Genomic DNA, 12,929 nt, shown 5'->3' on the forward strand with positions numbered 1-12,929 from the left:
ATGATATCTGTTCTACTTATTGATGATCACGAAATGGTGCGGATGGGCGTCTCCACATACTTATCGTTACAGACAGATATGACTGTCGTTGGAGAGGCTGAAAATGGCGAAAAAGGGATCGAACTTGCTCTTTCCCTGCGACCTGATATTATTTTGATGGACCTTGTCATGGACGGAATAGACGGGATTGAAGCAACGAAAGAGATTATGAAGCAATGGCCTAGCGCAAAAATCATCGTTGTAACAAGCTTCTTGGATGATGAAAAATTATATCCTGTCATTGAAGCAGGTGCGACAAGTTATTTATTAAAGACTTCTCGTGCAAGCGATATTGCCGATGCAATCCGTGCCACGTACAACGGAGAATCTGTTCTTGAACCGAAAGTAACAGGTAAAATGATGAATATGATGCGAAACAAAAACACAACCCTTCCACATGAAGAATTAACCGAACGTGAACTAGAAATTTTGCTACTTATGACAGAAGGAAAATCGAACCAAGAAATTGCAGATGAATTATTTATCGCACTGAAAACAGTCAAAACACACGTCAGCAATATTTTAAGCAAATTAGATGTAAGTGACCGCACTCAGGCTGTTATTTACGCTTTTCGCCACGAACTAACCAACTAAAAAAGACTCCTTTTATCATCGATAAAGGGAGTCTTCTACTTTATTTCGCGATTTCTTCATATGCACGTTGAAACTTCGTAATGTCCCCCGCACCCATGAAAATAAGCACACTTTCGTCATGTTTCTTTAAGATATCAATTGTTTCTTCTGTAATTAATTCTGCACCGTCAATACGCTCTTGTAAGTCCTTAATTGTTAATGTTCCTACACTTTCACGAGCAGATCCAAAGATATCACATAAATACACTTTATCTGCTTTTTGCAAGGCATCTGCAAATTCATTCAAGAACTTCTCGGTACGAGAGAACGTATGTGGTTGGAATACTGCAACAAGCTCACGTTCCGGGAACTTTTGACGCGCTGCATCAATCGTTACATTAATTTCCGTTGGATGGTGCGCATAGTCGTCAATTAATACTTGCTTTCCAACTTCTTTCTGGTTGAAGCGACGTTGTACACCGGCAAATGTTTCTAATTGCTTCGCAATAATTTCTGCATCAATATTTTCATAATGACATAGCGCAATAACGGATAAAGCATTTAAAATACTGTGATCGCCATATCCTGTAATCGTAAATGTTGAGTAATAGTTATTACGGACAAATACATCAAACGTCGTACCTTCTGTTGTCTTCTTAACATTACGCGCTTGGAAATCATTATCCGCACCGAATCCATAGAACATTACTGGTACCTTCGCTTGAATACCTTGAAGATGCTCATCATCACCACATGCAATGATACCTTTCTTCACTTGCAATGCCATCTCTTGGAATGCACTTATAACATCATCAATATTTTTGAAATAGTCTGGATGATCGAAATCAATATTTGTCATAATTGCATAATCTGGGTGGTACGCTAAGAAATGACGACGATATTCACATGCTTCAAACACGAAATATTTTCCGTTCTCTACACCTCTACCTGTACCATCTCCAATTAAATAAGAAGTTGGGTGTGCGCCTTGAATAACGTGTGATAACAAACCTGTTGTCGATGTTTTTCCGTGGGCACCCGTTACCGCAACACTAATAAATTGATTCATTAAATCGCCTAAGAAATGATGATAGCGATAAACTGGTATTGCTAACTCTTTCGCCACCTCTAATTCTTCATGTGTATCAGGGAAGGCATTTCCTGCTACAATTGTTTGACCCTGTTCAATATTTTCTTTTCCAAAAGGATGTATATTAATGCCACGTTTTTTCAATTCATTTTCTGTGAAGAAATACTTTTCAACATCCGACCCTTGTACTTTATACCCCATATCATGAAGTATTTGTGCTAAAGGACTCATTCCAGCCCCTTTAATCCCTACAAAATGGTAAACCGTCATATACAGACCTCCAACATTCTTTAACCTCTATATTATATCTCATTATATGAGCACTATATTATGTTTGGGAATTATTCTTCGCTTCTCTTTGAATATATCCAGCCTATTATAGCACTTTTCTTTCGGTAAAACCACGAAAAATATAAAAGGAAGGAGTTAAATAATGCTTGTTCTCCTTCCTAGATTGCATGTCTTTTATTTACTTAATTTCCTGCCATGTTCACTTTCTCTAAGCGGGTATTTGGTCGCAGTTTTCGACCGGCTTTCGCTTCAGCATCACCGTTCAATTCAACGTTATCACCTGTGAATCCAATCGCTACCTTCAAGAGGCTACCACCAACCCCATAAATATCAACAGGCACATTATTCGCTTCAAATTCTTTAATACGTTCTTTCGTAAAACCACCGCTCACGACAATCTTCACATGATTAAATCCTTCTTTATCCAGCGCCTCACGAAGTGCACAAATAAGGGTTGGATTCGCCCCGCGTGGATCGAACGTACCTAATAATTCTGGATGACGAATGAAATGTTTATCAATCATTGTACGTGATGTATCAACACGTACACCTTTTAATATTGTTCCAAACTCACGAGCAACCTTCAATGCATCTGTAATAACGTCATTATTATAATCAATTAACACCGTTAAATCATCTTCTGGGAAGCTTGCATGATAAGCCTTTGCCGCTTCTACAACATCACCGTTGAACATTTGAATCAATGCATGCGGCATTGTACCCATTCCTCGCTTGCCCCACCATTCATTCATCGCATGTGTTGCTTGCGCAGTTGAACCACCAATATACGCTGCATAGCCATCTCCTGCTTGCGTTGTATAATGGTCATCGCGGTCTCCCATGAAAATAACTGGCTTTTGTACACCAGATGTCTTCGCTGCCTTCATCACATTATACACATTCGTTGCAACAGATGTACGGCGCGCTAAAATCCCATCAATAACACCTTCTAAATAACCGAAATCAACATAGCGACCTTTAATTGTTAGTACTGTCTCAAATGGTTTAATACGGTCTCCATCACGTAACGAATGCACTTCTAACTTTTCTGGATTATCGGCAAATGTTTGCAATAATGCAATGACTTCGTCTGTTCCACACAACACTGCATTGTCTTTTTGGAAAAATTGCATTGTTACAATTGAATCCGGCTTCGTCGCGCGAATAATTTCACGTGTTTTTAGAAAATAAACAGCTGAAAACCAACCTTCCCCAATTCGTTTATCGAACTTGAATGTGTCATTCGTTAATCGTTCAAGTTTTCCTTGCAATTTCAAATCAAATTCTTTCATCATGTAAACTCCCCGTCAGACTCTTTCTTCTCTATATTTTTTCTTTTAGTATGATGTAATGAAGTTTTAAACATTCATATCTGTTAATTCATCTTCTGTAATTAATACTTCTCGTGGCTTACTACCTCTTGCTTCCGAAATAATTCCTTGTGCTTCCATCATGTCCACTAAGCGTGCTGCACGATTGTATCCAATTCGGAACTTCCTCTGCAAGCTAGAAGCAGATGCACCGCCCTGCTCGATTACAAATTCACACGCTTCATAGAACAAGTCATCGTCCACGTCACTTGTTGTTGCCTTCAGCACTAAATCTTCTTGTTTGAATAAGTAATTTGGCCCCATTTGTTTCTTCACATGTGAAACAACACGCTCAATCTCTTCATCCGATACGTATACACCTTGTACACGAACTGGCTTCGATGAACCATTTTCTAAGAATAACATATCTCCACGACCTAATAATTTATCCGCACCATTCGTATCAATAATTGTACGTGAATCAATTTGCGAAGACACCGTAAATGCTAAACGTGTTGGAATATTTGCCTTAATTAAACCCGTAATAACATCAACAGAAGGGCGTTGTGTCGCTAATAATAAATGGATACCACAAGCACGTGCCTTCTGTGCAATACGACAAATCGACTCCTCTACATCTCCTGGTGCTACCATCATTAAGTCCGCTAATTCATCAATTACAATAACTAAATAAGGAAGCGGCTCTCCTTGACCACCATGCTTCTTCGCCAATTCATTAAAGCGCGTTAAATCGCGAACACCTGCATGCGCAAACATTTCGTAACGACGCTCCATTTCTTCCACTGCCCATTTTAACGCAGCTGTGGCTGCTTTGACATCGGTAATAACTGGTGATACAAGATGTGGGATATTATTATACGGCGCCAACTCTACCATTTTCGGATCAATTAACATTAATTTCACTTCATGCGGTTGCGCTTTGTATAAGATACTTAACAAAATGGCATTAATACATACACTCTTCCCTGAACCTGTTGCACCTGCAATTAACCCGTGTGGCATTTTCTTCACATCCGTCACAATCGGTTTCCCTGAAATATCTAAACCTAACGCAACGGGAACTGGCGACTCATCTTTCGTGAAAGCAGGTGTACGTAAAATCTCCCGTAACATTACTGGCTTACTCGTACGATTTGGCACTTCAATTCCTACTGTGTTCTTACCAGGAATCGGCGCTTCAATACGAATATCTTTCGCAGCTAAATTTAATTTAATATCATCTGTTAAGTTCGTGATTTTGTTCACTTTTACACCTGGATCTGGTTGCACTTCAAAACGTGTTACTGCAGGCCCTTGTGTATAATGAACAACTTTTGCTCCAACATTGAAGTTCTGTAAGGCAGTATGTAACAGTTCTGCTTGTTCTTTAATCCATTCTTCATCGTTCCCTTGTGAATGCGGAGGAATATTTAATAACGATAACGATGGAAATTCATACGTAGGTTTTGGTTTTGTTTCCACTGGTCGTTGGACATTACGTTCACGATCTTCCTTACGCATCATCACGTTATATGGTACAACACGCTTTCTTGGTTGTTCTTGTTCGCGCTGAACTGATTGTTCTACCTGCGTTTGTTCTTCTCGTTGCATATTCTCACGAGAAGGTGGTTGCTGTAATTGATTCGATACAAGTGGACGAAGTGGTTCTGTCACCATAATCTCTTCTGTATCTTCCTCTTCTTCTATCAATTCTATTACCCGTTCAGAAACATGTGGTGAGTCCCATTCTCTCTCGTCTTCATCGTCAGCAAGTTCAGAATACGACACTTGTATTTCTTCTGTTACGTTTTCTTCTTTAGTAGGTACATTCGCCTCTCTAACTTCCATTGATTCATCAATTACTTCTATATCATATGTACAAGAATCTTCTTCGTTCTCTAAGCCAACACTCTCATCTTCTTTAGAAGAATGACTAGGCTCATCTATGGCTTGTGTTACTAGCTCTGGATATTCTTCTCTCTCCTCAGAAAGAATTTGTTCACGTTGTTGTATTTGAAGAACTTCAGGCTCACTCGTGAAAGGCATTACTTGTTCCTGATTCGCTTCCATCTCCGAATGAACAACTTGCTCATTTTGTACTGGTGAACAGTCCTTTCTCATAGGTGGGGCTACTCGTTCTTGATGTATTTCTTTCTTCGGAGGAACAGCAGGATCACGTTGTCCTAATGGACGATACTCATGCTCATGAACAGATGGAGTTACTAACTCTCTTTGTTCCTCTTTCTCCTGCACGGTGGAAGGTTGTGCTGGACGATTGAATCCGTAGATCGGCGATGGAATTTCCGATGGACGAAAAGGTCGTTTCTTCACGTTCTCTTGTTGGACCGGTTCCTTTGGTTGCATTCGTCGGATAGGCTCTTTCTTTTTAACTACCGGTGTTGGCAATGGTTCTTGTTCATCATGATGCGTCTGCGACTGACTTAGCGGAACTCTTTCTCTTTTTTCTTCATATGTAGGTTGCTTAGTAGTAACTGGACTATCAGGAATGACCGGAAAACGGAATTTCCCTTGTGGATATAGATACCCTACATCCGAGTCTGACTCTCTTTGCTCCTCCTGCATTGCAGGTATCACTCTTTCTATTTCTTCTATATACTCATCTTCTTTTTCAAAAAGCTTCTTAAACCATTTCACTATTATTCACACTCTCTCTACAAGCAAAATACCAAAACACTACCTCATATTGTACCAAGAAATATGAGTGTTTGTCATAAAAAAACGGAAAATGTACGTTTCTTCCTACAAAGGCGTATGTCCTGTACAAAAAAATCTGTGCTCTTTTGCATAAAGGCACAGATTTTCTTCTATTCTTGTTCTGCTGGTTCATTCTTATATTTCCGATAAAGTAATAATACTAGTAACCATATAAAAGCTGCCGTTATAAGGGTACCGCCAATAAAAGGAAGGTACGTTTCTACTTCGCCTGTTGCTGGCAAGTTCGTCATCGATCCTTTCCCCTTGTCTGGCTTCGGTTTATTCCCCCCGGAATCAGGTTCATTATTGCCGTCCGGAGGTGTCGTTGGATCTGTAGGATTCGTCAGGTCTGCTTTCGCATAAAAGACAAACTTCACTGCCCCAGCAGCCTTTTGTAAATAATTTTGATTTTGGTTTGATTCAATAAAATCAACTCGGAACGTTAAATCTTCGCTAGCTCCTAGCTTCAACGGACGAAGAGGAAACTCTTTTGAAGTGGTAACTCTTTCATTAAATATAATGCCGTTTCTGTCACTTATCTTCAGGTTATACTCCTTCAATAATCCCTTATCGTCCACGATATCTTCTATTTTCATCATATACAGTATATTTTCCGAACCATTATTCTGTACCTTTAACGTCCGTGTCATCCAGTCTCCTGGCTTCCAGTTCTCTGCTTTAAACAATACTCCGTCTTTATCTACTCCACTTAAATTAAGGTCCACATTCAACTTCGTCGCCCCTGCTTCATTCACCTGAAAGAAAATACCGAATACACTTGCTACGACTAAATAAATAGAGAGAAACAGCATTACTGCCTTTCTTTTTTTCACACCTTCCACCTCTCTACATATTTATCAAAAAAGGTAGAGGAAAGCCCTCTACCTTCTTGTTTATTCTTATCTTTCTTCGCCTTCGAATTGAGTAGCAGTGAATGACCATTTAAGCTCTAAAGAGTCACCTTGGAATACGTTTTGCTCTTGACCGTTATCTACAAACTCAAACTCTACATATAAATTATCTTGTGTACCTGCTGCTAAATAACCATTGAATAATTCATCCCAGAACTCATCCCAGAAAATTACAACGTTAGTATCTTTACCATTGCTGTACTCTTCTTTTAACTCTTTTAATGTTTTAGAGAATACCGGTACACTGTCTTTATCCGCATTGTATAAGAAGTTTACGCGAATATGCTCACCGAAATCAGCTCCAGCATTATCACCTTTTGCATCTGTTACTTTATAGTCTGTTGCTAAGAATACATCGTCAATATCTAACGAACCGTCATTTCGGATTTCAAATGGTCTAAAGATTGTATCACCAGGTTTTAAGTTTCCTACATTTACAATTTCAACTGGGTCAACAGATAAATCTAACGTACCAGCAGCAAATGTATTGTTTGTTTCTGCTGTATCGTTAAAGTAAGCAAACGTTCCTCCACCAACTAATGATAAACCTAATGCAGCGCTCATAACTCCCATGCCTAATTTTTTCTTTAATGTCATGCTTCATTACCCCCTAATATAATTTTTTATTTATGTATAACTTTTATCTAGTAGATAAAAGTTACTACCGATGTTAGGCAGACTTAGGATCTTCGTTTTTCCCTTTTCCTTCAAGCTCCCTTACTGCGCCAAAAATAGATACACCTGAATAAATGAGGAGAATAATACCTGGGATGATTAATAATAATGCTGCTCCCATTTTTGAGTTTGCATAGTCTAACAAGTAACCAACATACGGAACGGTAAAATCAGTATAATGACCAATAACGTTTTGCGCTAAGACTGGATTTGTATCTGGTCCATCATTGTTATCTCCCTTTGTAACGTACGAAAGATTGTTACCTTCACCTTTCACTTCTACAACTCTATGTGTCACAATTTTGTTATCAGCTTCTTTAAAAATGATAACATCGTCTTTTTTATATGATTTCCCACCATCTTCAGTAGGTTTTATCGCAATAATTGAACCTGTTTGGAATGTCGGTTCCATGGATCCAGATAATACGGTTTTTAATTGATACCCCATAACGGTTGGATTTCCTCCACTTGCTTTAGACGAAATTACAACGATTGCTAGTGATAACATAAGAAGAAATAATAACGTCGACATAATACTACTAACAATTTTCAAGATTTTTTTCTTTGTCATGTCCTCGTCACCTTCACTTTATTTATTCGTTTTCTCCACAGGTTCTTCTTGTGAAGTATCTTCTTTCGGCGTTTCTACTGGAGCTGGATTAATTGTTGGAGGTGTTGCAGGTTGTTCTGTCGGCTCTTGCTTATCTTTGTTATCCTGCTTTTCTTGTGCTGCTTTATCTTTTTCAGCTTGTGCTGATTTTCCCTTCTCTTCTTCAGCTTCTTGTTTCTCTTTTTCTTCTTTCTTTGATTTCTCTAAACGAGCTTTTTCTTCCGCATCGCGCATTTGTTGTATAGTAGCTTTTAAGTTAGCTACTAAACTATCAAAATCACTTATTAATTTTGTACTACTATTAATTGTGGATATCTCTGTATAGCCTACTTCAACATATTCTTGCACTTGCAAAGCTCTATCATAATTTTCTTTAATAGCAACGGCTCTTACGTCTTCCTCGTCATATAGAGAAAGCTGCAAGGAAATCACTTGTACCCTATTTACAGCTTCATTACTATGTGTTTGTATCTCTTTCAGTAAATTGTCTAATCCCTCACGAGCAGAAAGAAAACTATTCCTTTTTGATTCTAATGCAGCTAATACTTTTTCTCCTTGCTCTAATGTAGAGAATGATTCGGCTGTAATATAACTATCTATTTCTGTTTGTAATACCTTCGCTTGATCAATCATCGTACTAATTGTCTTAGGGAATACAAATGCTGTTGTAAATACACCATCTACTTGTTTTGTGGAGGTAAACTTCGCTTCTGTTGGTGTTACAACTTGTGCAGATACATAAAGTGTTAAACAACATAAACTACCAACGACAAACTTTGTGTGTATTGGATTTTTCTTTCGTTCCATTTTTTTCATTTTACTTTTACGAGTTCTTCTCATCTCTCCACCCCGCATCCCTTTTGAAGAACAATTAAGTTCATTATAGAGAACGATATACAAAAAGTAAATAGAATTTGCAGATAATTCACAAGTTGTTTTACGACAAAAAATACGCCAGGTTTCTACATTCTATTTACGGGAGAAAGAAGAAAAACTCTTCTTCCTTTCTTTCCATACTTATCTAGATTCTCCGTCTGTTTGTGTCGCTTTAAACGTCCATTTAAGCTCTACAGAATCTCCTTGGAATACGTTTTGATTTTTCTTGTTATCAACGAACTCAAATTCAACTTCTATTTTATCTTTTGCACCTACTTTAAGGTTCGTATCATATACAAGGAACCAACCCTTTTCTTTCAGTAAGTCTTCGGAAATGTTATTCAATTCCTTTAATGTTTTTGATTTTATAATTGTTACTTTTCCATCTACATTTTTTAAGAAATTAACACGAATATGCTCACCGAAGTCTGCCTTAGCATTATCACCTTTTGCATCCATTACTTCATAACTTGACCCTAGTAACACTTTATCAATTGGTAATGATCCATCATTTTTGATATCAAATGTTTTCTTCACTTTGTCTCCAGGCTTTAAATTTTCAATATTCACGATTGTTTCTGGATTAAGGGATAAATCCAACGTGCCTGCTGTGAAGTTGTTTTTTGACACTTCTGTGTCGCTAAAATAAGCATATGTTCCCCCACCGACTAATGATAAACCAAGTGCTGCACTAACAGCTCCCATACCAAACTTCTTCTTCCATGACATCTTCTTTTCCCCCTAATATTATCTCTATATAAATATAAGTACTGCCTAAAGGTTATGTAGATGTAATTTCTCTAGTGAGTTAACATATAGATACGAATGTATAATTAGGTATGTATCCGCTTTCTTTAACTTTCGAAAGAACACTTAAATTCATTATAGAGAACGATTCGACAAAAGTAAACAACTTTCAGAAAATTCATCATATCGTAACAAAAAAGCTATCCTACCGCCTATATCTGACAGTAAAATAGCTCTTTTTCTTCTTCACTTATTCAAAAAATGCTTGTCCTACTTCATACGAATCTTCTAAGACAAGAATACCTTTTTCTTGTGGTGCATCTGGTAGCGCTAATTCACGTGCTGAACAGATCATACCAGAAGAGGCAATACCACGTAACTCTGCGTCTTTAATAATTAAACCGCTTGGCATTACCGCGCCAACTTTTGCTACGACAACTTTTTGTCCTTGCTCTACGTTTGGTGCACCGCATACGATTTGTAATACTTCTTCACCAACGTTGACTTGGCATACATTTAACTTATCTGCGTTTGGATGTTTTTCTTTCTCTGCTACGAATCCAACAACGAATTTAGGCGATAAGTCTACTTCTAATACATCTTCAAAACCATTTTTCGCTAATACGTTATTTAATGTTGCAACGAACTCTTCTGTTAATGTTACAAAGCCTGTCTCTTCCACTGTTACGTATGTAGATGCATTGAAAATGTTATATCCAGCTACTTCATTCGTTTCCTTGTTCATGATTTTTGCAACGTCACCTTTTTTCTCAAATGTGCGTTGTTCAATGTCACCATCTTTTAATGTAATAATTAGTGTATCGCCAATTCCTTCTTTATTATAAAATACGTTCATTCTATTCATCCTTTCTTCGGGCGGTTCTTCCCTAATACAAAAATAGGTTCTAATTCTTTCTCTTCATATAAGAACGATAACGATGTAATTGGTACAAGTCCATTCGAGAAGAATTGCATCGTCATTTGAGCAATAATATCATACCCCATGTCATTTCGAATGTCAGCAATAATTAATACATCTTGATGCGGAACCGCAACAACCATATCACCTTCGACTTTCGTACGGTAGCTCTCAAGTAACGATTCATCCAAAATACGACTCGCATCGTATCCGTCATTGGCACGGAAGAAATAATAAATGTTGCCAGCTACTTCATCACGCTTTTCCTTTACAGGTAACGAGCGAACATTAAATGCCGCAATTTCCTTTACGTGCTTCTCTTCTACACCAACTTCTTGTAAGAAATCCTTATCAAGTAGGCGATACGTCTTTCCTAAGTCTAGTACATAATAAATGCGTGTTTCCGCTGTATGCTCCTCCACAACGAAATCCACACCTTTCTCGTTTTGTAACGGGAATGACGTCGAACGAATAACCGGGAATACTTTATTTTCTTTCCACTCTGTACTATTCATATGCATAGCACGTAATGCCTCTTCCACGTAGTACACCACTTCATCAATTGCATCGTCTTTCTTTTGTTGCCATTTCGCGATAACACCTGGAAGTGAAATCGTAATACCTTTTTTTGTTTCTATATGTTCAACACGTAACGTGTCTTTCTCTCGATTGAAACTAGTGTGCCACTCTGCACGTTGGAGACGATTTTGCAAAATATCTCTCATTTGCAAGCTTGTCATTTTCATTTTAACAACTCCCTCCCTTATTCAAAGGGTAACATATGTTTCTATTGTACCATAGAAAAAGGCCCTATCAAAGTTGATAAGGCCTTGTCATTACTTTCGAACAGTCGCAACAAATTCGTTAATTTGTTCTTTCGTTTTGCGGTCTTTGTTCACGAATCTTCCTGTTTCTTCTCCTTTGTTAAACGCAACAAAGCTTGGAATACCGAAAATATCACTTTCGATGCATAAATCGATGAACTTATCACGGTCTACATAGTAGAATGAGAAGTCGCTATTCTCTTCCATGATTTCCGGTAAGAATGGATCGATAAAGCGGCAATCTCCGCACCACTCTGCTGAGAACATAAAGACCACATTTTCTTCTTGCTTTAACGCCTGGAATTGTTCAATACTTTCTATTTTTTGCATATGTACTACGCCCCCATCTCTATTTTCATATCACCTTGCTTGATGAAACCACGCTTTCGCATCCACTCTGATAATACCAAACTAATGATAGCTGGTGCAATAATATGCATACTAAAAATGAGAAGAATAGTGGATGAAGAGAATCCCATTGTCGTTACGGTCATAATTTGACCAACAAATCCACTCGTTCCCATCCCTGCTCCGGCTGCGTTATTTTCCATCATAAAGACCATTGTACTAATAGGGCCAAGAATTGCTCCTGCTACTGTTGGAGGAATTAAAATAAGTGGGTTTTTAATAATATTTGGTACTTGCAGCATCGATGTTCCAATTCCAATCGCAACGAAACCACCAAATTTATTTTCGCGGTAACTACTCACAGCAAATCCTATCATTTGCGCACAACACCCAACTGTCGCTGCACCAGCTGCTACACCGTTCAAATCAAGCATTAATGCAATTGCAGCACTTGAGATTGGTGCCGTTAACGCTAATCCCATCAGTACAGCAACAACAATCCCCATGACAAACGGCTGTTGTTCCGTCGCCCACATCACCATCCCACCAAATCCAGTTAATCCTGTTTGAATTGGTGATCCAATTAATAACGCTATGCCATATCCAACAGCTACCGTCACAAACGGAGTCACAATAATATCTACTTTTGTTTCTTTACTTACTAATTTTCCGCACTCAACCGCAACGACTGTTGCAACGAAACTTCCAGCTGGACCACCAAGCGTCGCACCAAATGTTCCACTGAATAATGCCGCAAACAAAACAAGTGGCGGTGCTTTTAATCCATATGCAACTGCTACCCCAATACCGGCTCCCATTAAAGACATACTTACTTCGCCCATTGTTACAAAATGAGTGATACCTACTTGCTGACCAATTGTTTTTAAAATAAGTCCAATAATTAAAGTCGAAAATAATCCTAAAGCCATAAAACTTAATGCCGTAATAAAATATTCTCTTGGCGATAGGGAGACGCCTTTTCGATTAAAAAATTCTCTCAT

13 protein-coding genes are annotated in these 12,929 nt (G+C 38.2%); 1 reads left to right on the forward strand and 12 read right to left on the reverse strand.

Annotated elements, in window-relative coordinates:
* The gene (locus IEV41_RS14305; RefSeq protein ID WP_188389176.1) at positions 1 to 633 is read left to right on the forward strand and encodes a response regulator transcription factor; all 633 of its coding nucleotides are present in this window, start codon (positions 1 to 3) and stop codon (positions 631 to 633) included.
* 40 nt (positions 634 to 673) lie between these two features.
* Here IEV41_RS14305 and murC read toward each other — a convergent pair whose 3' ends face one another.
* The 12 genes from murC to IEV41_RS14365 all read right to left on the reverse strand — a co-directional run bounded on the left by murC (position 674) and on the right by IEV41_RS14365 (position 12,929).
* Positions 674 to 1,972: a UDP-N-acetylmuramate--L-alanine ligase gene (murC, locus tag IEV41_RS14310; protein WP_188389177.1), complete on the reverse strand. Its 1,299-nt coding sequence runs from the start codon at positions 1,970 to 1,972 to the stop codon at positions 674 to 676.
* A gap of 203 nt (positions 1,973 to 2,175) precedes the next feature.
* A complete protein-coding gene (locus IEV41_RS14315; RefSeq protein WP_188389291.1) occupies positions 2,176 to 3,285 on the reverse strand; it encodes a nicotinate phosphoribosyltransferase in 1,110 nt (369 codons plus the stop codon).
* Between the two features lie 66 nt (positions 3,286 to 3,351).
* Positions 3,352 to 5,958, reverse strand: a complete 2,607-nt coding sequence (locus tag IEV41_RS14320; protein ID WP_229722251.1) for a DNA translocase FtsK — start codon at positions 5,956 to 5,958, stop codon at positions 3,352 to 3,354.
* Positions 5,959 to 6,128: 170 nt separating this feature from the next.
* The gene (locus IEV41_RS14325; RefSeq protein ID WP_188389178.1) at positions 6,129 to 6,851 is read right to left on the reverse strand and encodes a hypothetical protein; all 723 of its coding nucleotides are present in this window, start codon (positions 6,849 to 6,851) and stop codon (positions 6,129 to 6,131) included.
* Between the two features lie 66 nt (positions 6,852 to 6,917).
* Positions 6,918 to 7,526, reverse strand: coding sequence for a CalY family protein (locus IEV41_RS14330; protein ID WP_188389179.1), 609 nt, complete (start codon positions 7,524 to 7,526; stop codon positions 6,918 to 6,920).
* 73 nt (positions 7,527 to 7,599) lie between these two features.
* On the reverse strand, positions 7,600 to 8,175 hold the full coding sequence (gene sipW, locus IEV41_RS14335; RefSeq protein WP_188389180.1) for a signal peptidase I SipW: 576 nt from the start codon (positions 8,173 to 8,175) through the stop codon (positions 7,600 to 7,602).
* Positions 8,176 to 8,193: 18 nt separating this feature from the next.
* Positions 8,194 to 9,054, reverse strand: a complete 861-nt coding sequence (locus tag IEV41_RS14340; protein WP_188389181.1) for a DUF4047 domain-containing protein — start codon at positions 9,052 to 9,054, stop codon at positions 8,194 to 8,196.
* A gap of 177 nt (positions 9,055 to 9,231) precedes the next feature.
* The gene (locus IEV41_RS14345) at positions 9,232 to 9,819 is read right to left on the reverse strand and encodes a TasA family protein (protein WP_188389182.1); all 588 of its coding nucleotides are present in this window, start codon (positions 9,817 to 9,819) and stop codon (positions 9,232 to 9,234) included.
* Positions 9,820 to 10,087: 268 nt separating this feature from the next.
* Positions 10,088 to 10,702 carry a YtpR family tRNA-binding protein gene (ytpR, locus tag IEV41_RS14350; RefSeq protein ID WP_229722252.1) on the reverse strand — a complete coding sequence of 205 codons (615 nt, stop codon included), beginning with the start codon at positions 10,700 to 10,702 and terminating at the stop codon, positions 10,088 to 10,090.
* Positions 10,699 to 11,502 carry a DUF1444 domain-containing protein gene (locus IEV41_RS14355; protein ID WP_188389184.1) on the reverse strand — a complete coding sequence of 268 codons (804 nt, stop codon included), beginning with the start codon at positions 11,500 to 11,502 and terminating at the stop codon, positions 10,699 to 10,701. The genes ytpR and IEV41_RS14355 overlap by 4 nt, the downstream gene beginning before the upstream one ends.
* 90 nt (positions 11,503 to 11,592) lie before the next feature.
* Complete coding sequence (locus IEV41_RS14360; RefSeq protein ID WP_188389185.1) at positions 11,593 to 11,910, reverse strand: thioredoxin family protein; 318 nt, start codon at positions 11,908 to 11,910, stop codon at positions 11,593 to 11,595.
* A gap of 5 nt (positions 11,911 to 11,915) precedes the next feature.
* Positions 11,916 to 12,929, reverse strand: coding sequence for a PTS sugar transporter subunit IIC (locus IEV41_RS14365; RefSeq protein ID WP_188389186.1), 1,014 nt, complete (start codon positions 12,927 to 12,929; stop codon positions 11,916 to 11,918).

The organism is Priestia taiwanensis, from assembly GCF_014638355.1.
GTDB classification, from domain to species: Bacteria; Bacillota; Bacilli; order Bacillales; family Bacillaceae_G; genus Priestia_D; species Priestia_D taiwanensis.